19 protein-coding genes, 1 tRNA gene and 1 other RNA gene are annotated in these 22,906 nt (G+C 46.3%); 11 read left to right on the top strand and 10 right to left on the bottom strand.

From position 1 onward, the window contains the following. The first annotated feature begins 340 nt into the window (after positions 1-340). Positions 341-979, top strand: a complete 639-nt coding sequence (locus C234_RS15910; protein WP_248596484.1) for a DUF4377 domain-containing protein — start codon at positions 341-343, stop codon at positions 977-979. Positions 980-1,328: 349 nt separating this feature from the next. On the opposite strand, the gene C234_RS0105665 is transcribed toward C234_RS15910, so the two are convergent. Continuing rightward, positions 1,329-1,413: transfer RNA gene (locus C234_RS0105665), tRNA-Ser, on the bottom strand. 240 nt (positions 1,414-1,653) lie between these two features. Between C234_RS0105665 and pflB the strand changes: the two genes are divergently transcribed. After that, positions 1,654-3,882, top strand: coding sequence for a formate C-acetyltransferase (gene pflB / locus C234_RS0105660; RefSeq protein WP_027324975.1), 2,229 nt, complete (start codon positions 1,654-1,656; stop codon positions 3,880-3,882). A gap of 24 nt (positions 3,883-3,906) precedes the next feature. Further along, positions 3,907-4,638 carry a pyruvate formate-lyase-activating protein gene (gene pflA / locus C234_RS0105655; protein WP_027324974.1) on the top strand — a complete coding sequence of 244 codons (732 nt, stop codon included), beginning with the start codon at positions 3,907-3,909 and terminating at the stop codon, positions 4,636-4,638. A gap of 100 nt (positions 4,639-4,738) precedes the next feature. On the opposite strand, the gene C234_RS0105650 is transcribed toward pflA, so the two are convergent. The 6 genes from C234_RS0105650 to C234_RS0105610 all read right to left on the bottom strand — a co-directional run bounded on the left by C234_RS0105650 (position 4,739) and on the right by C234_RS0105610 (position 12,215). Then, complete coding sequence (locus C234_RS0105650) at positions 4,739-5,140, bottom strand: hypothetical protein (protein WP_021644991.1); 402 nt, start codon at positions 5,138-5,140, stop codon at positions 4,739-4,741. Positions 5,141-6,493: 1,353 nt separating this feature from the next. Then, the gene (locus C234_RS17355) at positions 6,494-6,934 is read right to left on the bottom strand and encodes a hypothetical protein (RefSeq protein WP_148730741.1); all 441 of its coding nucleotides are present in this window, start codon (positions 6,932-6,934) and stop codon (positions 6,494-6,496) included. A 406-nt stretch (positions 6,935-7,340) separates the two neighbouring features. After that, complete coding sequence (locus C234_RS0105625; protein WP_027324973.1) at positions 7,341-8,201, bottom strand: sigma-70 family RNA polymerase sigma factor; 861 nt, start codon at positions 8,199-8,201, stop codon at positions 7,341-7,343. Between the two features lie 178 nt (positions 8,202-8,379). Continuing rightward, positions 8,380-9,888 (bottom strand): Do family serine endopeptidase, encoded by a 1,509-nt coding sequence (locus tag C234_RS0105620; protein WP_021644983.1) that lies wholly within the window; start codon positions 9,886-9,888, stop codon positions 8,380-8,382. A 220-nt stretch (positions 9,889-10,108) separates the two neighbouring features. Then, the gene (locus C234_RS0105615; protein ID WP_027324972.1) at positions 10,109-11,260 is read right to left on the bottom strand and encodes a dipeptide epimerase; all 1,152 of its coding nucleotides are present in this window, start codon (positions 11,258-11,260) and stop codon (positions 10,109-10,111) included. After that, positions 11,250-12,215 carry a C40 family peptidase gene (locus tag C234_RS0105610; protein ID WP_148295168.1) on the bottom strand — a complete coding sequence of 322 codons (966 nt, stop codon included), beginning with the start codon at positions 12,213-12,215 and terminating at the stop codon, positions 11,250-11,252. Before C234_RS0105610 ends, C234_RS0105615 begins: the two co-directional genes overlap by 11 nt. A gap of 250 nt (positions 12,216-12,465) precedes the next feature. Between C234_RS0105610 and rnpB the strand changes: the two genes are divergently transcribed. After that, positions 12,466-12,834: RNase P RNA component class A (rnpB, locus tag C234_RS16745), an RNA gene on the top strand. Positions 12,835-12,907: 73 nt separating this feature from the next. Further along, the gene (locus C234_RS0105605; RefSeq protein ID WP_027324970.1) at positions 12,908-14,233 is read left to right on the top strand and encodes a YihY/virulence factor BrkB family protein; all 1,326 of its coding nucleotides are present in this window, start codon (positions 12,908-12,910) and stop codon (positions 14,231-14,233) included. A gap of 118 nt (positions 14,234-14,351) precedes the next feature. Here the strand turns inward: C234_RS0105605 and C234_RS0105600 are convergent, their stop codons facing one another. Continuing rightward, positions 14,352-14,900: a nitroreductase family protein gene (locus C234_RS0105600; RefSeq protein ID WP_027324969.1), complete on the bottom strand. Its 549-nt coding sequence runs from the start codon at positions 14,898-14,900 to the stop codon at positions 14,352-14,354. 19 nt (positions 14,901-14,919) lie between these two features. Continuing rightward, positions 14,920-15,522 carry a riboflavin synthase gene (locus C234_RS0105595; RefSeq protein ID WP_027324968.1) on the bottom strand — a complete coding sequence of 201 codons (603 nt, stop codon included), beginning with the start codon at positions 15,520-15,522 and terminating at the stop codon, positions 14,920-14,922. Between the two features lie 480 nt (positions 15,523-16,002). Between C234_RS0105595 and C234_RS0105590 the strand changes: the two genes are divergently transcribed. The 3 genes from C234_RS0105590 to C234_RS0105580 are packed head-to-tail and all read left to right on the top strand — an operon-like array spanning position 16,003 to position 19,849. Beyond that, on the top strand, positions 16,003-17,742 hold the full coding sequence (locus C234_RS0105590; protein WP_027324967.1) for a glutamine--tRNA ligase/YqeY domain fusion protein: 1,740 nt from the start codon (positions 16,003-16,005) through the stop codon (positions 17,740-17,742). Positions 17,743-17,749: 7 nt separating this feature from the next. Then, complete coding sequence (locus C234_RS0105585; RefSeq protein ID WP_027324966.1) at positions 17,750-19,180, top strand: tetratricopeptide repeat protein; 1,431 nt, start codon at positions 17,750-17,752, stop codon at positions 19,178-19,180. Positions 19,181-19,213: 33 nt separating this feature from the next. Then, positions 19,214-19,849 (top strand): DedA family protein, encoded by a 636-nt coding sequence (locus C234_RS0105580; RefSeq protein WP_027324965.1) that lies wholly within the window; start codon positions 19,214-19,216, stop codon positions 19,847-19,849. Between the two features lie 88 nt (positions 19,850-19,937). On the opposite strand, the gene tpx is transcribed toward C234_RS0105580, so the two are convergent. Further along, on the bottom strand, positions 19,938-20,438 hold the full coding sequence (gene tpx, locus C234_RS0105575; protein WP_027324964.1) for a thiol peroxidase: 501 nt from the start codon (positions 20,436-20,438) through the stop codon (positions 19,938-19,940). A gap of 202 nt (positions 20,439-20,640) precedes the next feature. Between tpx and C234_RS0105570 the strand changes: the two genes are divergently transcribed. From C234_RS0105570 to C234_RS0105560, 3 genes are all read left to right on the top strand, one after another. Then, complete coding sequence (locus C234_RS0105570) at positions 20,641-21,120, top strand: DUF4494 domain-containing protein (RefSeq protein WP_027324963.1); 480 nt, start codon at positions 20,641-20,643, stop codon at positions 21,118-21,120. A gap of 6 nt (positions 21,121-21,126) precedes the next feature. Further along, on the top strand, positions 21,127-21,798 hold the full coding sequence (locus C234_RS0105565; protein ID WP_027324962.1) for a YggS family pyridoxal phosphate-dependent enzyme: 672 nt from the start codon (positions 21,127-21,129) through the stop codon (positions 21,796-21,798). A gap of 89 nt (positions 21,799-21,887) precedes the next feature. Next, positions 21,888-22,865 carry a dihydroorotate dehydrogenase-like protein gene (locus C234_RS0105560; protein WP_027324961.1) on the top strand — a complete coding sequence of 326 codons (978 nt, stop codon included), beginning with the start codon at positions 21,888-21,890 and terminating at the stop codon, positions 22,863-22,865. The last annotated feature ends 41 nt before the right edge of the window (positions 22,866-22,906 follow it).

Genomic DNA, 22,906 nt, shown 5'->3' with positions numbered 1-22,906 from the left:
AGACTTATGCAAGAGATAGTATAGTGTTTCTCAAGAATATAGCGTGGGGTGCTGTTGTTACATCTGCATCAAAGGTTTCCTACGACCTTCACTTAGACGTGGCATAGTTGGCTCACGTTTTTTCATAAATGAATTAAAATAACTCGATAGAGCCAATAGGGAATTATTATGAACATGAATAAACTTATTATTCCGTTTCTTTTAATCATCGCTTTCCTTAGTGTTGGTTGCAGCGATGATGAAACCAAAGATGCAGTTAAGGAAATCAAGATGTCCGTTTCTTCCGAAACAGGCACTAGATGGGTTTTTGGCTGCGAACAGCCCATAGTGTATGCTTGTTATGTCGGAAGACAATCCCGGAGTATGGGCACCGCTTGACTTTAATAGTATTAAAGGATTTACATACGAAAGGGGACATGAATATTATCTTTCAGTAGAGCGAACTATCCTTGCCAATCCTCCCATGGACGCTTCTGACCGCACATATTCTCTATTGAAAATACTTTCTGACCGTCTTGTTACAGAACCGGAGGTACCGGTTGATAAAGAAATCAATTCAGAGGAAGACATTGAGTACTACGACATGTGTCCTTTCAAGAAGTATTCCATATACAAGAATTTTATCGTCAGTGAAAATGGGGAAATTTCCTATGCGGACGGCTCTTCTACTCCGTCTTATGCTCACGCCCGCATTTGGTTAGAGGATATTCTCGATAAGGCAGACCCCAATTGGATAAAATTTCAAAGCGTGTCCTATATGGCAATATACTCATTTGTATTGTCACCGCTTACGAAAGAAATACGTCTGGTGAGAAACGAATCATCCGGTCCGATGTTCAAGAATGTAATTCCGGAAAAAGAGTTTACCCATATTACCCAATCCATGAAGTCGGGTGAAGAGCTTCGTTATGCGCTCATCCTTGCCAATGTTCACAAAATGGGGCTTCAGAAATTAGAATTTACTGTAAAGAAACAATAACACATAGACTTATACAATCCCGCTAATGCCAGAACGACTATGTCGAAGTTCTATGATTTCCAGATAGAGAGATGTATAGCGGAGAGCCTGTTCTTCGGAATAATGAGCCTTGTATCCATCCCAAAACACATATTGGATTGATGCATTGCTGCGGTTAGGCAATTAAAGTTATATAAAAGCAAACGAAGAGTGAATGATTTGATTATTCTTTTCGTTTGCTTTGTTTTTATCAAATCACCTTCTGAGCAAAGATAACGGCTCTTAAATAATGCAAAAACACCCAATTTTACATTATTGGGTGTAAAAAGGGTGTAAATCACACAACTTGCTGATTTACACCCTTTACCGGCGGAGAGACAGGGATTCGAACCCCGGGTACCTCGCGGTACAACGGTTTTCAAGACCGCCGCAATCGACCACTCTGCCACCTCTCCAAGGCTTCCCGATCGGAAGCACTTTCTTTCAAAAGCGGTGCAAAGGTACGAATCCTTTTTAAATATGCAAACGTTTTCCGTAAAAATAATCACACCCTTTTTATCATTATCCCCACAAATAGGTATTTTATGTTTTTCAGCATAAAAAGGCTGCGTTTTTATCTCGGTAATATAAAAAATCATCTTATTTTTGCATGCTCTAAAGAGACAGATTCAGTAAACTTCTAACATTATTAATTTATGGAATTAAATAAGATCTTTAAAGATGGTCTTTGGAGCAGGGAAATCAACGTCAGGGATTTCGTAAGTAACAACATTACTCCATATTACGGAGACGCTTCTTTCCTCGAAGGTCCTACGGAACGCACAAAAGCCGTATGGAACCGTTGCCTTGAGGCATTGGCAGAAGAAAGAGCGAACAACGGGGTGCGGTCGCTCGACTGCTCGACCGTGTCTACGATCACTTCGCACAAAGCCGGATATATAGACAAAGAAAACGAACTCATTGTCGGCCTGCAGACCGACGAATTGCTAAGACGCGCCATCAAGCCTTTCGGCGGAATCAACGTAGTGGCGAAAGCCTGTCACGAAAACGGTGTCGAGGTAGACGAACGGGTGAAAGACATCTTTACGCACTACCGCAAAACGCATAACGACGGGGTGTTCGACGTCTATACCGAGGAGATACGCTCTTTCCGCTCACTGGGATTCCTCACCGGGCTTCCCGACAATTATGCACGCGGACGGATTATCGGCGACTACCGCCGTATGGCGCTCTACGGAACCGACCGCCTGATCGAAGCCAAGAAAGAGGATTTACGCAACCTGACCGGGCCGATGACCGATGCCCGCATCCGCCTTCGCGAAGAGGTGTCGGAGCAGATCAAGGCACTGAAAGAGATGAAAGTGCTGGGCGAATATTACGGACTCGACCTGAGCCGTCCGGCTTATACCGCACAAGAGGCCGTTCAGTGGGTATATATGGCTTATCTGGCCGCCGTGAAAGAGCAAGACGGAGCCGCCATGTCGCTGGGCAACGTTTCTTCGTTCCTCGACATTTATCTGGAATACGAACTAAGCAAAGGAATCATCACGGAAGCTTTCGCCCAAGAGCTCATCGACCAGTTTGTCATCAAACTGCGGATGGTACGCCACCTGCGGATGCAGTCGTACAACGATATTTTTGCGGGAGACCCCACTTGGGTAACCGAGTCTATCGGCGGACGCTTCAACGACGGACGGACGAAAGTGACGAAGACTTCTTTCCGTTTCTTGCAGACGCTATACAATCTCGGACCTTCTCCCGAACCGAACCTCACCGTATTATGGAGTCCGGAACTTCCCGAAGGTTTCAAAGACTTCTGCGCGAAGGTTTCCATCGACACTTCTTCCATCCAGTACGAGAATGACGACTTAATGCGCGAAGTACGCCAATCGGACGATTACGGAATCGCTTGCTGCGTATCTTATCAGGAAATCGGCAAACAGATACAGTTCTTCGGAGCACGCTGCAACCTCGCCAAAGCTCTCCTGCTCGCCATCAACGGCGGACGCTGCGAGAACACGGGCACGGTGATGGTAGAGAGCATTCCGGTACTTACCGACGACACGCTGAAGTTCGAAGAGGTAATGAACAATTACAAGAAGGTATTGGTGGAAATCGCCCGCATCTACAACGAGGCGATGAATATCATCCACTACATGCACGATAAGTACTACTACGAAAAGGCGCAGATGGCTCTCATCGATACCGACCCGCATATCAATCTGGCATACGGGGTAGCCGGATTATCCATCGCGCTCGACTCGTTGTCCGCCATCAAGCATGCCAAAGTCACCGCCCGCCGAAACGACATCGGGCTGACCGAAGGATTCGACATCGAAGGAGAATTCCCCTGCTTCGGCAACGATAACGACAAGGTAGACCATCTGGGTGTGGATCTGGTATATTTCTTCAGCGAAGAGCTGAAAAAGCTGCCTGTCTACAAGAACGCCCGCCCCACCCTTTCGCTACTCACCATCACTTCCAACGTGATGTACGGCAAAAAGACCGGAGCCACTCCGGACGGACGGGCGAAAGGTGTCGCATTCGCGCCGGGAGCCAACCCGATGCACGGGCGCGACAAGAACGGCGCCATCGCTTCATTGAGCTCGGTGTCGAAGCTCCGCTACCGGGACGCTCAAGACGGAATCAGCAACACGTTCTCCATCGTGCCCAAATCATTGGGAGCCACAGACGAAGACCGCGTGGAAAATCTGGTTACGATGATGGACGGTTACTTCACCAAAGGAGCTCACCACCTGAACGTGAACGTACTGAACCGCGACATGCTGTACGACGCGATGGAACATCCGGAGAAGTATCCCCAACTGACCATCCGCGTTTCGGGATATGCCGTAAACTTTGTGAAGCTGAGCCGCGAGCATCAATTGGAGGTTATCAGCCGCTCATTCCACGAAAAGATGTAAACCGTATTCTTTATCAATGATATGATGATAAACGTTCATTCCTACGAAAGTATGGGAACATTCGACGGGCCGGGATTACGGCTCGTCGTTTTTCTGCAAGGGTGCAACTTCCGCTGCCTGTATTGCGCGAACCCCGATACAATATCTCCCCAAGGGGGAACTCCCACTCCGCCGGAAGAGATTGTACGCATGGCGGTAAACCAGCGTCCTTTCTTCGGGAAGCGCGGAGGAATCACTTTTTCCGGCGGCGAACCCACCTTTCAGGCCAAAGCTCTGGTGCCCTTATTCCGCGAACTGAAAGAAAAGGGCATACACATTTGTCTCGACAGTAACGGAGGAATATGGAACGAAGAGGTGGAAGAATTGCTGAATCTGACAGACCTCGTCCTGCTCGACATCAAAGAGTTCGACCCTGCACGCCACCGGATGCTGACAGAGAGAAGCAACGGGCAGACACTCCGCACGGCGACATGGCTGGAAGCCAACAATAGGCCGTTTTGGCTACGCTACGTATTGGTGCCCGGCTACAGCGACTTCGAGGAAGACATTCGCCGCATGGGGGAATCGTTGGGAGGATACCGGATGATTCAACGGGTGGAGATACTCCCTTACCACCAATTAGGTGTGCACAAATACGAAGCCATGGGGTTAAATTACCCATTGAAAGAAGTTAAGGAAAATACGCCCGAACAGCTTGAAAAAGCCGGAAGGCTCTTTGAAACATGCTTTCCATCAGCTACGGTAGTGGTGAATTAACCGATTGCCTCATCCGTTTTTTCACACATACGAAACGTATGGATTTGCAGCATACAGATTTGCCCTGAATCTCTTTTTCGAAACAGAGCGGCACGAGGCTTTATCTCTCCGGAATCGCGAACCGGAAGCTGTCGGTTTCAATCCGTTCTACGGAAACGTTTTTATTCTTCCTGTATTTATTCAGAAGTTTCTCCGCTTCTTTCTCGAGTTTTTTCTCATTATCGGAGAAGTAAATCATGCAGGTGCTGTTCTGCTGCAACCCCGACTGTTCCAAATAGGTTTTCAACTGATAGCTGTATTCATCGCGATGCACAAGAAATCCCTGCTTGCTGATTTCCGCGCTATCCAGCAACTGGATGTCGGTATAATACACCACCGTATCCGTAAACGAAGCCGAAAGCCCGAAAGCATAAACACTTTTGAAACGGTCTTTCTTTAAAGAGGATGCGGAGCACAGCACAAAAACGAGCGCAACCGCCGACAGTAGTTTGAAATATTTCATATGGCCGTATTGAATAGATTGGTAAACTTAATAAATATTGGCAAAGATAATAAAATACCGAAAAAAGGCAAAAGCAAGACATAGACATTATTATATTATTTCGGCAAGCCTCTTTCAAGGCGTGCCGGAGACGCTATCCCGGGAAAGGCGTTCTATGCAAACCTTTCTCTGATTCAGCCATAGTCGGCATTATACCCTGACTCCATTTTCAAAGATAAGCATCAACTACGCCTATACCGGGAAGCAGAAACTCTTTACCGCCTGACTCCATTTTTAAAGATAAGCATCAACTGATTCGTGATTCGAAAACAGATATACAGTCTTCCCCGCCTCATCGCCTGAAGGGGATGAAAAGTCAAATATTTTCGTAAAATACAGGGGTAAAAAAAGGCCTTGTTCCAGCCTCTTCAAAGCCTCTTTCAAAGCCTGTCTGAGACGCTATCCCGAAAAAGCCGTTTGACGCGTTTTTTTTGCCCCGATTTAGCGGTGCGGGATTGTAGGGAAGCGAGTTAAAAATAAAATTTCTACTGTGTATCAACACGTTAATTACTAAAAGGGCGAACAAACTGCCCGTTAAAAGCACATTTTTGAAAACGCCAAAACGCCAAAACGCCTATATGACTGTTTTACAAACGATGAAAACGGCTCGGAAGGTTATTGAGAAGGAGAATACGGTCGGGATGCAGTCTCTATTTTCTCGGGATAATTGTTTAAAAATATTCCAAATCGACCGACGAATGTATCGTGAAAAAAAAGAAGACCTAAGGTTACTTCAAACATGAGATATAGCTTCAGACATGAGATGTAGTTTTAAACATGAGATACAACTCCGGACATGAGTGTAGCTCCGGACATGGGATGCAACTTCAAACATGGGATGTAGCATCAAACATGGGATTTAGCTTCGAACATGAGGTGCCGCTTCGAGCATAAGATATAGCTTCGAATATGGGATATACCCTATGCCTGCTGCTACGAACACCGCCGATGGTTACTCACTCTCATGGGCTGGGAGAAGCCGGCTATTTCTTTGAATAATCCTGACAGGTGAAGGAATTATTTTAGCCTTCATCCATCCTTTTTTACCACAAAAAAGGTATACGAAGTAGCTGCACCGACGAACTGAGAAACAGCGTGGACATAAGAGGGAAAAATCATATAAATAAATTGATAATCAATAATATAACCCATCATCCCCATGAAAGGTATCAAAAAAAAGGGGACATAGTGACTTTTTGGCGTTTTGGCGTTTTCAAAAACCTGAAAAATCTCCGGAACGCTTCTTCAATCAGCCTGAAACAGCACCACCCATAATGGTAATTTATTATTACTCCTAGAATGTGATTAAACGTTTTATAAGAAGCTCCGTCGGGGTTCGTCCGGGTTTGGAGAAGCTCCGTTTGCAGAACGCTCCGGAACGTCGAAACTGTTCGGAGATAAATCCGGTGTGACGACGAATTCGGTTGAAGAGATGGAATGGAACATCGAAGCTGTACAGGACACAGCTCCGGGTGACGGGTAAGCTTTTGGTGAAACCACACACGCGCACCGGGTAGCGAGCAAGCTTTCGGTGAAACGGCCACCTAAATGCTTAAGATGCTTCGGAGTAAATTTTAAGGTGGCGACGAATTCGGTTGAAGAGATGGGATGCGACATCGAAGCCGTACAGGAGACAGCTCCGGGCGGGAGATACGCTTTCGGTGATGACCGACCGAGTCCCTGCCCCCGAAGCCTGCGGAGTTTCATCACAAAGCCCGCCGTGTCTGTTTCCAAAGCCCGCCGGCTTTTTTTCAAAGCCCGCCGTGTTTGATCTCAAAGCCCGCCGCCTTTTTTTTCAGAGCCCGCGGGCTTTTTAGCCATACGCTGCGTCTGTTATTTTACAAAGAAATATTAGTGTCCACTAATATTTAAAGCTGCGCAGTGAACAGAGGGCGCATCAAAACCGAATACGACGGAAACAAACTTCGAATCTGAAACTTGACGATCTTCAGTGGCTGTAAGAATGGCCTTATCATTACCTCAAAATGAAGTTTGATAGGGCTGTTTTATCGGTGTCTATCACAATCCGCAACTTTTCCGGGAACTCAGTTTTGTTTTGATATACCCTCATGAAAAAAGCCGCAAAAGCACCGATCCGGGAAATACCTTCCATCGCGACACTTTATGCGGCTTTATTTTTTCGGAAATTAATATTTCTTACTTATCCCAAGTAAGATTTGAGCAGATTACTACGATTACCTTGTCTTAGTCTTCTAATTGCTTTTTCCTTAATCTGACGAACGCGCTCACGTGTGAGGCCAAACTTATCGCCGATTTCTTCCAATGTCATTTCCTGCTGTCCGATACCGAAAAACATCTGAATGATTTCTTTTTCCCTATCGGTTAACGTAGAAAGAGCTCTATCAATTTCCCTCGCAAGAGACTCATTAACCAGAGAGCGGTCCGCCATAGGCGAATCATCGTTCACCAACACATCCAACAGGCTGTTGTCCTCTCCTTCCACAAAGGGGGCGTCCACCGAGATGTGGCGTCCGGACACCTTCAATGTATCGGAGATTTTGTCAACCGGAATTTCCAGTTCGTCTGCCAACTCTTCGGGAGACGGGCGCCGTTCGTTCTCCTGCTCGAACTTGGAGAAGGCTTTGCTGATTTTATTCAGCGAACCTACCTGGTTCAACGGAAGGCGAACGATACGCGACTGTTCTGCCAACGCTTGCAGAATAGACTGGCGAATCCACCATACAGCATAACTGATAAACTTGAACCCACGTGTTTCATCAAACTTTTCGGCAGCCTTGATCAGTCCTAAATTGCCTTCATTAATCAAGTCGGGCAAACTCAAACCCTGGTTCTGGTACTGTTTGGCTACAGATACGACGAAACGAAGATTGGCACGTGTCAGTTTCTCCAATGCTACACGGTCACCCTTACGAATGCGTTGAGCGAGCTCCACTTCTTCTTCCACAGTAATCAGGTCCTCGCGACCGATTTCCTGCAAATACTTGTCAAGAGAAGCACTCTCTCTGTTAGTGATACTTTTGGTAATTTTTAGTTGTCTCATTCTTAAAAAACAGATTTGGAGTGCAAAGTTACTACAAATAATCTGTTCAATGGCATACTTGAGTAACTTTTTCATTATATCATGCACATAATAAAACAAAAAAGACGCCAACAAGTTGCATGCCGGCGTCTTTTTTCTACTTTATTAGCTTATCTTACAATCTTCTTACCTAAAAAGACTAATCCTGTGTCAAATCGACCGCAAAGTATCCCCGTTTACCTGAGGGGAACACGCCCGTCAAGAACAGCACTTGATTGGGAGATTTGACAGCCGCTTTCAGCACCTCTTCCAAATCGCTGACCTTGCGCAACGGTTGGTCGTTGGCTCTTAAGATGATAAATCCTTTGCGAATGCCGGCATCCGCCATCTTACCCGAAGACACTCCGGTCACTTGCAAGCCGTAACCCAGATTCAGCTGCTTCTTCAAATCGTCGGAAAGTTCCTTGAAGGCTGCGCCGAGAACCTCCATTCCGGCATCTTTCACGATTTTAGTCGTTCCCTGCTCATTCTTCAACAGCACTTCGACTGTTTTCTCTTTCTTATTACGGATCAACTTCACTTTAACTTTATCACCCGGACGGTGCTTGGCAAGGGATTCTTGCAAGTCGGCCATATTTTTCACACGCTTGTTATCGATCCCGATGATCACATCGTCTACCTTAATATCGGCTCCGGAAGCGGAACCGCCGTCTATAACCTCAGCCACCAATACTCCTTCCACTACTCCAAGCTCTTTCGCTTTCTTTTTCAATTCGTCGCTGAATTGCTCGTCGGTGATAGATCCTCCGCGAATGCCCAACAAAGCGCGTTGCACGGTTCCGTATTTCTTCAGGTCCGAAACCACCTTTGTCATAATGCTGGTCGGAATGGCAAAACCATAGCCGGCGTAAGCGCCCGTAGGAGACGAAAGCACAGAGTTGATACCCACGAGTTCGCCCCGGGCATTCACCAACGCTCCCCCACTGTTGCCCTGATTAATTGCCGCATCTGTCTGGATGAACGATTCGATTCCGCCATTGTAGACCCCCAATGTACGAGCTTTCGCACTCACGATGCCCGCCGTGACGGTGGAAGTGAGATTGAACGGATTGCCTACCGCCAACACCCATTCTCCGACTTTCAACGCGTCCGAGTCGCCCACCGGAATGGTCGGAAGATCGTCTGCTTCCACTTTAACCAAGGCCAAATCGGTACCGGGATCAGACCCGATTATCCGTCCTTTAAATTCACGGTTGTCATTCAGCTTCACACTGATTTCATCGGCTCCTTCCACCACGTGGTTGTTCGTTACTATATATCCGTCTTTCGAAATGATTACGCCCGAACCGAACCCTACACGGGGCTGAGTTTGTATCTGACGCTGTTGCCCGCGCCCGTCACCGAAGAAAAAATCAAAAATATCCGGTGCCTGCTGAATGGTTTTTGTTTTCGACTCTTGCGTGGATTTTATATGCACAACAGCATGAAGAGAGTTCTCCGCTGCTTGAGTAAGGTCGACAGGCTGACTGCTTACGGCATCGAAGGCAGCCAGTTTCACATTCGAATTCTGTTTAAACAAGTCATTGAAAGAAATTTCTTTCGACTCTTCATGAGCTTTCACCAGCTTATAGGTCGTCAACCCCGCAACTCCCGAACTCAAAAGGATTATCGCCCCTATACCCAGAATGTTTCTCGTTGTCTGTTTCATGATTTATAATTCTTTTAAATGTTAACACCAAGATTTGTTTTAACTTTTACGACGTTAAAATAATAACAAAAAACAGTCTATTATCTCACTTGTCATACATTTTTGTTCACTTTTAACAGAGACAGTTTAAGGGTTAACAGCGATTAACGGCAGCGGCTGACAAATTTACATTCATTGTATGCCATATTTGACTTAACATTAAGAAGGTCATTCCGTCGGATCAGAGTGGCACCACCCCGATTCCCGGCAAATCATTCAATGCGATTTTGCCTTTCACCACCTGCATGCCTTTAAACCGGTCGTTGGAAATCAACAAATTTCCATCCAAATCGGCAAAATCCGCCAATGGCGACAACTGTGCCGCCGCAGACACCGCGCAAGAAGTTTCGGTCATACACCCTATCATCGCACGCATGCCCAAAGCATGCGCCAAGTTCACCATTTTCCACGCCTCGCGCATGCCCGTACATTTCATCAATTTAATATTGATGCCTGTAAACACTCCCCGCAACGCCGCCACATCTTTCAAACGTTGCACAGACTCATCGGCAAACACCGGCAGCGGGCTGTGCCCGGTCAACCAGGCAGTGTCATCGATCCGCTCTATCGGCATGGGCTGCTCCACCATCACCACTCCTTTTTCTTTCAACCAATGTATCATATCCAGCGCAAATTGCCGGTCTTTCCAACCTTGGTTCACATCCACCGCTAACGGAAGAGAAGTGACGGAACGGATCGTCTCAATCATCTCCTTGTCATTCTCCTTGCCCAGTTTCACCTTCAATATATTGAAAAGGCCGGCGCACTCTTGGGTTTTCGCCCGAACCACATCAGGCGTGTCGATACCGATCGTAAAGGTGGTAGACGGAGCGTTCTCTTTATTCAGCCCCCATATCTTATACCAAGGAGCTCCCAACAGCTTTCCCGCCAAATCATGAAGGGCGATATCGATAGCCGCCTTGGCAGCGGTGTCTCCGGGAGAAAGGCTATCGACATACGCCAATATTTCTTCCAGCCGGAAAGGATCTTCAAACTGATCCAAGTTCACCTTTTTAAGAAAGGCCATTACCGTTTCTACCGTTTGTCCCAGGTACGGAGGAAGCGAAGCCTCTCCATATCCGGTAATGCCTTCGTACCGGATTTCCACCTGCACGTCAGGGGTGGTGGTGCGCGAATGTGCGGCTACCGTAAACACATGCTTCAACTTCAACTCGTAAGGAAAGAACGAAAGTTGCATCTTCCCTTTCAGGCCGGTGCGGTTGATGGAAAACCCGGCGGGCACGGAAGCTGCACGCAAAGCATCGTCGATCATCATTCCGGAACCGGCGACTGCCAGAGCTGCGGTTTTCAAAAAATCTCTTCTATTTTGCATCCGAATCAATGGTAAAGTCCGTATAATAAGAATTGGTGAGCGTTGTATTTATCTCTTTCTCTTTATTGATATATGGTAAGAAACGTACAGCAAAAAGCAAACGTTCCGTATTGCTTTCATCATAATCGCTGTCTTCCGGATTGAAGCTGTTGACATGCACATCCCCCAAAGCATGGATGAATCGTTTGCCTCCCAGATAGATGCCGACATGCGAAACATTTTCGTCGGACTTCTCCGTCGCCCTTCGCCCAAAGAATACCAAGTCTCCCCTCTGCACATTCGAAAAATCGGGAAGAATCTCGATACGCCTCCCGACAGCGGCTTGCTGAAAGGCGTCTCTGGGAATAATAATATCGTGCATGAACAAGACGGTGCGGACAAAGCCGCTGCAATCCACCCCTTTCGTAGAGGTACCCGCCCACAGATAAGGAATCCCTATCATGGTGTAAGCAGTCCGGACGATGCTTTCCGCATCTTGCTTCACCCCTGCCCTCCACTTCGTTTCGGGCTGCGAAAGCGATTTCGCAATGTATCCTTTTCGCCCGTCCGGATAAGAAACCTTATAAAAGTCTCCTTCGCTTCCTTCCCATTTCAACCGATTGCCCGCCACCGCGTCCGAGACGCATTGAGAACGTTCGTCCGGTTTTTCATATATAAAGCCATAATGAGAGGTAACCACAATTTTTTCGGAGCGGTTCCAGTCGTCGTACTCTTTTTTAGACATGGGAGTTATCACCAGGCGGTGCACCCATCCGGTATAGTCGTCAGGGGTCTGAATTTCGTACCAACCGGTATACTGCAATATCCTGACGGGCATTCCCAATAAGGCCTGCGTGGTCATGCCCGAAGTAAACTTCCCTTCTGCGCGCAAATTGCAAACAGATATGCGGACTACTCCATAGGCAGAATCCGCCGGCATGGCGTTTGTGTCTTGAGCTTTCAATGCCGTGAACATCACCGGCAGAAAACAGCAGAGCGTAAAACTTATTTTTCTTAAAAAAGCATTCATATATTACCTCATTCAATCGTTCAGCAGGAATCGGGTTGCTTGGTATACATTTGCCACACATCTTATTATACGACAAATATCGAGCGGTTGCTCGTCATAACCATAAGAGTTAGCGGAAACAAAGATAGAAATTTTTTCGATTTATGACGCATTCTTTGGCTAAAACCAAATAAATGACGTATTTTTGCACACTAAAGCAGTCGGTCGGTCTGTCGCGTGCACGGTTTCGTGCAGGAGGAAAGTCCGGGCAACACAGAGCGTCCTACTTCCTAACAGAAAGCTGTCCGCGAGGGTAGAGTAACGCAGAAGAAAAAAACCGCCGCTTCTTTCGGGAAGAGGCAAGGGTGAGAAGGTGGGGTAAGAGCCTACCAGCCAGATGGTGACATACTGGGCTGTGCGTCTTAGGAGTTGTAAGGTCATGTATACCGGCGTTATGAGAGTTGCTCGCTCCATGTCGGAGGGTAGACCGCTAAAGTGTCGTGGCAACACGCCACTCAGATAAATGACAGACACCTCGTGTCATCGACATGAGGAACAGAACCCGGCTTACAGGCTGACTGCTTTTCTTTTATCCAAACTGCCAACAGGTCGTTACACATATTGTTTACTTTGCAATTTGAAAATGCCCGGAGATACCTATGAAGAAAAAAATAAACGATATCTGGAGATTCCTGACTTATGACATCTGGCGTGTCAGGGAAGGTGAGGTGACAAAAGCCAAATTTTCACTATATAATATCATCAAAGCGCTTTATCTCTGCATTGTACGCTTCAACAAAAACCGCCTTATCGATCAGGCATCGGCGCTAACTTACAGCACTCTCTTAGCCATTGTTCCCATATTGGCCATCCTGTTTGCCGTAGCGCGCGGCTTCGGCGTTTCGGCGCTGCTCGAACAACAGCTCCGTACCGGCTTTCGCGGCAACGACGAGGCTACGGAAACCATCCTGCGTTTTGTCGACTCTTACCTTGCGCAAACAAAGACCGGCGTATTCATAGGCGTAGGCTTAATCACTTTATTATGGACCATAGTAAATCTGGTAGGAAATATAGAAACTACCTTCAACCGCATTTGGGAAGTAAACAAGGAGCGATCGATCTACCGCAAAATTACAGACTACTTCTCGATGTTTCTGCTCATGCCCATACTCATAGTCCTGTCGGGAGGTATTTCCATCTTCATGACCACCGCGCTGAAACAAATGGTCGATTTCATCCTTCTGGCTCCCATCCTGAAGTTTCTGATACGGCTCATACCCTTTGTGCTCACTTGGTTTATGTTTACCGGACTGTACATTTTCATGCCCAATACGAAAGTCAAGTTTAAACACGCATTTATCTCCGGAATTGTCGTGGGAACGGCTTATCAGACGTTCCAGTTCATATATATCAGCGGCCAGTTGTGGGTGTCGAAATACAACGCTATTTACGGAAGTTTCGCCGCTTTACCGTTATTCCTGCTGTGGCTGCAAATCTCGTGGACAATCTGCCTCTTCGGCGCCGAGCTGACTTACGCGGGACAAAACGTGCGGAACTTCAGTTTCGACCAAGAGACACAGAACATCAGCCGCAGATATCGCGACTTCATATCCATCCTGATCATGTCGATCATAGTGAAACGCTTTGAAAAAGGCGAACAGCCTTATACGGCTTGCCAGATTTCGGATGAATATAAAATTCCTATCCGGCTGACCAATCAAACTCTTAATCAGTTGCAGAAAATAAACCTCGTATACGAAGTAGTGACCGACGCCGATCCTAAAAGCGAAGACATCTCTTACCAGCCGGCGATGGATATCAATCAACTGAATGTCGCAATACTTCTTGAACGTTTGGATACTTACGGCTCTGAAGACTTCAAAATAGACAAGGACGAAGAATTCAATGCCGAATGGAAAATCTTAATCGAGTCCAGAGAAGAGTATTACAAAAAAGCAAGCGACGTTTTGTTTAAAGATTTGTAATTTTGAGATCGGAATAATCATCCGAAGCATAAATCAGGAATAGAGATTCGAGGCATTTACCGAATATCCCAGAAGAATCATCGGTGATAAGATTCTTCTAATAAAATGCTTATCAACTCTATTTGTAGCTGTTGTAAGAGATCACTTTGTCTTTAGGCTTCCTGCTCTTCTTGCGCTTCTCCTTTACCGGATACCCGATCACGACATCCAGCAGCAAACGCTTGGAAAGGGGGATACCCGCAAGTTGCTTTACCTCTTTTTCGTCCATCCAACCCAAGATACAGGACCCCAGCCCTTCGCTTTCGGCAGCCAGCGTAATGTAAGCAGCGGCTATCCCGATATCGATGAGCGGAAAATATTTATCTTTCACCTTTCCGCCCAGCATCGAAGAGATGTTGGCCGATTCCTCTACAATCAAGATATGCACGGGAGCGTCTTTGGCAAACTTATTCATCCCCAATCCCGCCGTAGCCTTGCCGATTTTGAACGACAATTCCCGTTCGGTGATCACCACAAACCTCCATGGCTGCGCGTTGCATGCCGAAGGAGCCATGCGGGCAGCTTCCAATATCCGCTCCAACTTATCGGCTTCTACCGGGCGTTCCTTGTCATACGCCCGGTCGCTCTGGCGCGAGAGCGCCAACTCCAGAAAACTCTTGTATTCCATCATCATCACGAATTTACGCTTACTTGTATTGAATCATCCGGCTGATATATTTTCCTATGATATCGAACTCAATATTCACCACACTGCCTATCGTGAATGTATGGAAGTTGGTATGTTCGTAGGTATAAGGAATTATCGCCACCTGAAAAGTATCATCCGTCGGATTGCAAACCGTGAGGCTGACGCCGTTTACCGTCACCGATCCTTTGTCCACGGTAATGTAGCCGCGCTGCGCCATTTCTTTGTCGAACGCATAACGGAAAGTGAAATACCAGCTTCCCTCCGCGTCGTTAATGTCTATGCACGTAGCCGTCTGATCGACATGCCCTTGCACGATGTGCCCGTCGAGCCTTCCGTTCATCATCATGCTGCGCTCCACATTTACCTTATCTCCCACTTTCAGCAACCCCAAATTGGAACGTTCGAGCGTTTCCTTCATGGCGGTAACCGTATACGAATCGTCCGTCAAACTCACTACCGTCAGGCAGACGCCGTTGTGTGAAATACTCTGGTCGATCTTCAACTCATCAACAAACGAACACTTGAAAGTGAAATGTATATTTTCCTGGTCTTTCACCAGAGCCACCAGAGTGGCATATTCTTCTACAATTCCCGAGAACATATGAATTATGGTTATTAGTTATCAATTATTTCAGGCTTCAAAGATACGAAATCAAAAGAAAGTGGGAAAAGAATGGAAATAAAAAATGGAGCTTTTCACAAAGCTCCATTTTTCAGTTTTCAATAGGTATTAGTTTTTTTTAAGGTAAAAAGATTGTTTTCAGGATAACGGTGCAAAGATACTTGCTTTTAATGATACTATCCAAATTCTAAAACATGTCTTATAACATCTTTTTGAAATATCTTTGAAATTATTATCATTTTGTGCAAAAGCTTCGATAACTCGACCGTTACAAAGGACAAATATACAACTTTTTTCTAAGCAGAGCTAATTTTTGTTTAAAAGAGAAGTATGATTTTCCTCTTTTCCGAATATTCGACAGATGAAAGGCAAGAGAAAGAAAAAAGAATAGATATATCTCTGTAAAATTAAAAAAATACTCTACTTTTGCAGTCTAATAGACAGTTAACACAGATCGTTATGACAGAGATTAAAAACGAAGATTCGGGCGAAAAGAAAAGCCTGAACTTTATTGAGCAAATGGTAGAAAAAGATTTGAGGGAAGGAAAGAACGGCGGAAAGGTACAAACCCGTTTCCCGCCCGAACCGAACGGATACCTTCATATCGGACATGCGAAAGCCATCTGCCTTGATTTCGGCATTGCCGCCAAGCATGGCGGCGTATGCAACCTTCGTTTCGACGATACGAACCCGACCAAAGAAGACGTGGAATACGTAGAAGCCATCAAAGACGATATCCGATGGTTGGGTTATGAATGGGGAAACGAATATTACGCTTCCGATTATTTCCAACAATTATGGGATTTCGCCGTCCGTCTTATCAAGGAAGGCAAAGCCTATATCGATGAGCAGAGTTCCGAACAGATTGCACAGCAAAAAGGGACTCCCACACAGCCGGGTATAGAAAGCCCATATCGCAACCGTCCGGCAGAAGAGAGCCTGGAACTCTTCCGGAAAATGAACAGCGGTGAAATAGAAGAAGGGGCTATGGTGCTTCGTGCCAAAATAGATATGGCAAATCCCAACATGCACTTCCGCGATCCTATCATCTACCGGGTAGTGAAGCATCCGCACCATCGCACGGGCACTACGTGGAAAGCGTATCCGATGTACGACTTCGCGCATGGGCAAAGCGACTTTTTCGAAGGAGTGACTCACTCTTTGTGTACCCTCGAGTTTGTGGTGCACCGCCCGCTTTACGACCTTTTCATCGACTGGCTGAAAGAAGGGAAAGACTTGAACGACAACCGTCCCCGCCAGACTGAGTTCAACAAACTAAACCTCAGCTATACGCTGATGAGCAAGCGAAACCTTCTTACTTTGGTAAAAGAAGGGTTGGTGAACGGATGGGACGATCCGCGCATGCCCACTCTTTGCGGGTTCCGACGCCGCGGTTATTCGCCCGAATCGATCCATAAATTCATCGATAAAATCGGCTATACCACTTACGATGCCCTGAATGATATCGCATTGCTGGAAAGCTCTGTACGTGAAGACCTCAACAACCGTGCCACACGCGTATCCGCTGTGATAAACCCGGTGAAGCTAATTATCACCAACTATCCGGAAGGTCAGGTAGAACCATTGGAAGCTATCAATAACCCCGAACGCCCGGAAGACGGAAGCCACCTTATCGAATTCGCGCGCGAATTGTGGATAGAACGGGAGGATTTCATGGAAGACGCACCGAAGAAATATTTCCGCATGACTCCGGGACAGGAAGTACGACTCAAAAACGCATACATCGTAAAATGCACCGGATGCAAAAAAGACGAAAACGGAACGGTAACGGAAGTTTATTGCGAGTACGACCCGAACACACGCAGCGGCATGCCCGACGCGGGACGCAAAGTAAAAGGCACGCTACATTGGGTAAGTTGCGCCCACAGCCTGAAAGCAGAAGTTCGTCTGTACGACCGGCTTTGGAAAGTAGAGAATCCCCGGGATGAACTGGCGGCCATTCGTGAAGCCAAAAACTGTGACGCGCTGGAGGCGATGAAAGAAATCATCAATCCCGACTCCCTGAGAGTTCTGCCAAACTGCTATATAGAAAAGTTTGCAGCCACGCTACCTAAACTCTCTTACTTGCAATTTCAGCGTATCGGCTATTTTAATATCGACAAAGAATCAACCCGGCAAAAAATGATATTTAACCGCACAGTGGGTTTGAAAGACAGCTGGGGAAAAATTAATAAATAAACGAATAATGGGAAGAAAAAATTCAAAAACGGAAAATAAGGAAATCGAGCAACTGATGGCCCGATACGAAGAAGCTAAAGCCCAAGGGCAACAACTCTATCTCGATCCGGACCAGCTGGCCGACATCATTAACCAATATGCCTATCAATCTCTCTTTGAAAAAGCACAAGAAGCCGTCACATACGGTCTCTATTTACATCCGAGGAGCACAAGGCTGCTGATAGAACAAGCATATCTTTATCTGGATGAAAGAGAGATAGATTTAGCCGAGCAGGTAATCGAAAGTATCTGTGAAGAGTATGATCCGGAAGTAAAATTGTTGAAAGCAGAGCTGTTGCTGAATAAAGGGGATATAGAAGGCGCCTACGAATTATTGATCACGGTAGGTACGACGGAAGGCATTGATGTCTTTATCGATGCCGTGTATCTTTTCTTAGACTCAGGATATCCGGGCATTGCCAAAGAATGGCTCGACAAAGGAGAAGCCAAGTATGGACAAGAAAAAGAGTTCATAACGGCAAAAGCCAATTACCTGACGATGACCAATCAGATGGAAAAAGCTGCCGCTTACTATAACCGATTGATCGATGATGAACCTTACAACCCTTGTTATTGGGTAGCCTTGGCAAAATGCCGTTTTTCGGAAGACGAATATGAAAAAACGATCGAAGCCTGCGATTTCGCTTTGGCTGCCGATGAAGAATATGGGGAAGCTTATCTTTACCGGGCCCATAGCCTCTTCTATGTAGGTAATTCGGAAGCAGCCGTTGCCGATTACAAGAAAGCCATCGCACACAAAGTCATATCTCCGGCCACGGGATACATGTTTATAGGAACAGTTTACATGGGCGATGAGAACTGGGAGAAATCGAACCTGTACTTCGAAAAAGTGATTCACACACTTGAAGAGAAACAGGAGAACGACCCCTCGTTATTGGCAGAAGCTTACATCAACAAAGCGAAAGTCGCTTTCAATTTGGGCAACAATGAAGAGGCTCACCACTTGTGCGAGCAAGCCAAATCCATTGATCCGGAAGAAAAAAGCATCTATCTGACAGAAGGGAAGGTTTATCTGGATGAAGATATGCCGGAAAAAGCGGCGGAGGCATTTCAGCAGGCGCTAAAATACGACGCTGACATAGAGACACGGTATATTATCGGCTCAATTTATACGAATCTAGACATATTGGAAGAAGCCAAAGTGTATTATAATGAAATATTCGAAGAAGACCCTCATTATGCGGATGTCGCTGAAAAATTAACAGCTATCTCTCTCGTACATAACGAAATTGACAACTTCTTCAAATACAACGAGGCATCGCCCAACCCTCTGAACGAAGCCACTATTACAGAAATGCTGAACCTGCCCAATCATACCGAAGAAAGCAGGAAAATGCTTCACGAAATTATCAGACGAATGAGAAACAAAGAAGAATAATCGTCCGATAATCAAACAACATCACTATCATATATGGAATCGGTAGCCTTTATTCAATGGTGTCTGGACCATCTTAACTATTGGACAATCAGCCTGCTGATGGCAATAGAAAGTTCGTTTATCCCCTTCCCGTCGGAAGTTGTGGTTCCGCCCGCAGCGTATAAATCAGCTGTAAACGACGAACTCAATGTGTTTCTGGTGGTTGTGTTCGCAACCTTGGGAGCCAATATCGGGGCGGTAATCAACTATTATCTGGCCAAATGGCTGGGACGCCCCATTGTCTATAAATTCGCCAATAGCCGAATCGGGCATATGTGCCTTATAAATGAAGCGAAAGTGCAACGTGCCGAGAATTATTTCGACAGACACGGCGCTCTGTCTACTTTTATCGGGCGTCTGATTCCCGCTGTACGCCAGTTGATTTCCATTCCGGCAGGTTTGGCAAAAATGAAACTATCGACTTTTTTGCTCTATACCACCTTAGGCGCAGGAGTTTGGAACAGCATTCTCGCAGCCATCGGATACAGTTTGTCGACCGTTGTCAAAAGCGAAGAGGAGTTGTTGTCGAAAGTGACCGAATACAGCCATGAGATAGGTTATGTGTTTATCGGGGCAGGCATACTGATTGTGTCTTTTCTGATATACAAAGGCATGAAAAAGCCCGCATAAGCCAAGTTATGACCGTGAAACAAAAAAGCGGAAATGCAGATAGAAAAGTCTATCATACATTTCCGCTTTTTGTTTATCCTTCGTAATCTCACTTAAGGGCTGCCAAGGCTTTATCGTAATCCGGCTCCTGAGTGATTTCAGGCACCAATTCCGTATAAGCCACTTTCCCGTCTTTCCCGATTACCACCACAGCGCGCGCCAATAATCCGGCCAACGGACCGTCTGCCATGCGCACCCCGTAACTTTCATCAAAATCGGAGAAGCGGAAATCGGACAAAGAAACTACATTCTCAATACCCTCCGCAGCACAGAAACGCGCGGCCGCAAAAGGCAGGTCTTTCGAAATAGCCAACACGACCGTATCTTTCAGCCGTGCCGCCTCTTTGTTGAATCTACGCACAGATGCGGCGCAAACACCGGTATCCAGACTGGGGAAAATATTCAAAACCACATTCTTGCCACTCAGTTCCTTCAATGAAAAGGAAGACAGGTCTGTCTTTACCAATTCGAAATTCGGAGCTACCTTACCTACTTGTATAAATTCACCGATCAGTTTCACCGGTTGTCCTTTAAAATTCGTTGTTGCCATAATTACTTATTATTTAAAAAATGCTTTATATACGAAACAACCGAATCGGCGAATATGTTCATCGGAAATCTTCTCTCCCCCGCCCGGAACAAAAGAAAGATTTAGCGTTTTTTGAAAAAGCTTTCGGCACACACATCGGTATTTTGCTTATCTTTGTAGACAAATTACAACATTCAAAAAAACTAATAAAGAAGAAAGAATTATGGCAATGCATACTTGGTTTGAGTGCAAAATACGTTATGAAAAGGTAATGGAAAACGGAATGCAGAAGAAAGTTACGGAACCTTATCTGGTCGATGCACTCAGCTTTACAGAAGCGGAAGCCCGCATCATTGAAGAGATGACTCCGTTTATTACCGGCGAATTTACCGTTTCGGATATAAAACGAGCCAACTACAGCGAACTCTTCGCCAGCGATGAAGAGAGCGCAGACCGATGGTTCAAATGCAAGCTCATCTTTATCACACTCGATGAAAAGAGCGGAGCGGAGAAAAAGACTTCCACGCAGGTCTTGGTGCAGGCGGCGGACTTGCGCGACGCAGTGAAAAAGCTCGATGAAGGCATGAAAGGCACTATGGCCGACTATCAAATCGGTGCGGTGGCGGAAACTCCCATCATGGACGTCTATCCTTACAGCGCAGAACCGAATGACAAACCGGAGTTCGATCCGAATAAAGCATAACCGGCTATGAGTATTGCTGACAATTTAAAGCAAGTGACAGTCGGACTCCCGCAAGGAGTCCGACTGGTTGCCGTTTCAAAGTTCCATCCCAACGAAGCGATAGAGGAAGCCTACGCGGCGGGACAGCGTATTTTTGGAGAAAGCAAAGCGCAAGAAATGACAGCTAAATACGAAAGTCTGCCGAAAGACATTGAATGGCACTTCATCGGGCACCTGCAAACCAACAAAATCAAATACATGATACCCTATGTGGCGATGATTCACGGAATAGACTCTTACAGGCTGTTGGAAGAAGTAAACAAGCAAGCCGCCAAAGCGGGACGCAAAGTCAACTGCCTGTTGCAAATCCATATTGCCCGGGAAGACACCAAATTCGGTTTCACTCCGGACGAATGTAAAGACATGCTGAACCGGGCTCAATGGAAAGAGTTGTCGCACGTGCGCATCTGCGGGCTGATGGGAATGGCAAGCAATACCGACGATGTCGAACAAATAAAAGCCGAATTTTGTTTTCTAAATAGTCTTTTTCAGGAAATAAAGGCCACTTGGTTTGCCGACTCGACAGATTTCCGGGAACTATCGATGGGCATGTCTCACGACTACCATGAAGCCATAGCTGCGGGAAGCACATTGATACGAGTGGGAAGCAAGATATTCGGAGAAAGAGAATACAAGTAATTAACCTGTTTGCCCGTATGTTTCCCCACCATGATGTTTCGCAGAAGCATCTGCATACGGGGCAATCAGCAAATAAAGCATTATTTACCATGACCGATTTAAAAACGACTTTTGCAGGGCTTTCGCTTAGAAACCCTATTATCATCAGCAGCTCGGGACTGACCAACAACGCCGGTAAGAATAAAAGGCTGGCAGAAGACGGAGCCGGAGCGATTGTGTTGAAATCATTGTTCGAAGAGCAGATCACGATGGAAGCCGAACAGCTGAAAGATCCCGTCTATTTTCCGGAAGGCAGCGATTATCTGGAAGAGTATATCCGCGAACATAAGCTGTCGGAGTATCTTACTTTAATCAAAGAAAGCAAGAAGGTATGCGATATTCCCATCATTGCGAGCATCAACTGCTATACAGACTCGGAGTGGATCGATTTCGCCAAACAGATAGAAGAAGCCGGAGCCGACGCACTGGAAATTAATATTTTGGCTCTTCAATCAGACGTACAATACACTTACGGCTCATTCGAGCAACGTCACATCGACATCTTGCGACATATCAAGAAAACGGTCGGGATACCCGTAATCATGAAGTTGGGCGACAACCTCACCAATCCCGTGGCATTGATCGACCAACTGTATGCGAACGGAGCGGCCGCCGTAGTGTTATTCAACCGCTTTTACCAACCCGACATCAATATCGAGAAAATGGAGCATGCCTCGGGCGAAGTATTCAGCAAACCTTCCGACCTTTCCACTCCGCTTCGCTGGATAGGGATAGCGTCTGCGTCGGTAGACAAAATAGACTATGCCGCCTCCGGAGGCGTGTCCACTCCCGAGGCCGTTGTGAAAGCCATCCTTGCAGGAGCGTCCGCCGTGGAAGTTTGCAGTGCCGTCTACCTGAAGACGAACGCTTTTATCGGAGAGGCCACCGCTTTCCTCGCCTCATGGATGGAACGCAAAGGATTCAGCAGCATCGGGCAGTTCAAGGGAAAACTCAATGCGGCGGATATTCAGGGCATCAATATGTTCGAACGTACACAATTCCTGAGATACTTCGGAAAGAAAGAATAATCGCTCTGCTGCGGCTTTGTGAAAAAAAGACGGCGGGCATT

Origin of the sequence: Bacteroides pyogenes DSM 20611 = JCM 6294 (genome assembly GCF_000428105.1) — a bacterium.
In the GTDB taxonomy this organism is placed as follows: domain Bacteria; phylum Bacteroidota; class Bacteroidia; order Bacteroidales; family Bacteroidaceae; genus Bacteroides; species Bacteroides pyogenes.
This window is presented reverse-complemented; position numbering and strand designations above follow the sequence as displayed.

Excerpts from the sequence above, each read along its gene's own strand:
- C234_RS15910 (WP_248596484.1), top strand. The coding sequence starts at position 341 with ATGTCGGAAGACAATCCCGGAGTATGGGCACCGCTTGACTTTAATAGT.
- pflB (WP_027324975.1), top strand. The coding sequence starts at position 1,654 with ATGGAATTAAATAAGATCTTTAAAGATGGTCTTTGGAGCAGGGAAATC.
- pflA (WP_027324974.1), top strand. The coding sequence starts at position 3,907 with ATGATAAACGTTCATTCCTACGAAAGTATGGGAACATTCGACGGGCCG.
- C234_RS0105650 (WP_021644991.1), bottom strand. The coding sequence starts at position 5,140 with ATGAAATATTTCAAACTACTGTCGGCGGTTGCGCTCGTTTTTGTGCTG.
- C234_RS0105625 (WP_027324973.1), bottom strand. The coding sequence starts at position 8,201 with ATGAGACAACTAAAAATTACCAAAAGTATCACTAACAGAGAGAGTGCT.
- C234_RS0105620 (WP_021644983.1), bottom strand. The coding sequence starts at position 9,888 with ATGAAACAGACAACGAGAAACATTCTGGGTATAGGGGCGATAATCCTT.
- C234_RS0105615 (WP_027324972.1), bottom strand. The coding sequence starts at position 11,260 with ATGCAAAATAGAAGAGATTTTTTGAAAACCGCAGCTCTGGCAGTCGCC.
- C234_RS0105610 (WP_148295168.1), bottom strand. The coding sequence starts at position 12,215 with ATGTTCACGGCATTGAAAGCTCAAGACACAAACGCCATGCCGGCGGAT.
- C234_RS0105605 (WP_027324970.1), top strand. The coding sequence starts at position 12,908 with ATGAAGAAAAAAATAAACGATATCTGGAGATTCCTGACTTATGACATC.
- C234_RS0105600 (WP_027324969.1), bottom strand. The coding sequence starts at position 14,900 with ATGGAATACAAGAGTTTTCTGGAGTTGGCGCTCTCGCGCCAGAGCGAC.
- C234_RS0105595 (WP_027324968.1), bottom strand. The coding sequence starts at position 15,522 with ATGTTCTCGGGAATTGTAGAAGAATATGCCACTCTGGTGGCTCTGGTG.
- C234_RS0105590 (WP_027324967.1), top strand. The coding sequence starts at position 16,003 with ATGACAGAGATTAAAAACGAAGATTCGGGCGAAAAGAAAAGCCTGAAC.
- C234_RS0105585 (WP_027324966.1), top strand. The coding sequence starts at position 17,750 with ATGGGAAGAAAAAATTCAAAAACGGAAAATAAGGAAATCGAGCAACTG.
- C234_RS0105580 (WP_027324965.1), top strand. The coding sequence starts at position 19,214 with ATGGAATCGGTAGCCTTTATTCAATGGTGTCTGGACCATCTTAACTAT.
- tpx (WP_027324964.1), bottom strand. The coding sequence starts at position 20,438 with ATGGCAACAACGAATTTTAAAGGACAACCGGTGAAACTGATCGGTGAA.
- C234_RS0105570 (WP_027324963.1), top strand. The coding sequence starts at position 20,641 with ATGGCAATGCATACTTGGTTTGAGTGCAAAATACGTTATGAAAAGGTA.
- C234_RS0105565 (WP_027324962.1), top strand. The coding sequence starts at position 21,127 with ATGAGTATTGCTGACAATTTAAAGCAAGTGACAGTCGGACTCCCGCAA.
- C234_RS0105560 (WP_027324961.1), top strand. The coding sequence starts at position 21,888 with ATGACCGATTTAAAAACGACTTTTGCAGGGCTTTCGCTTAGAAACCCT.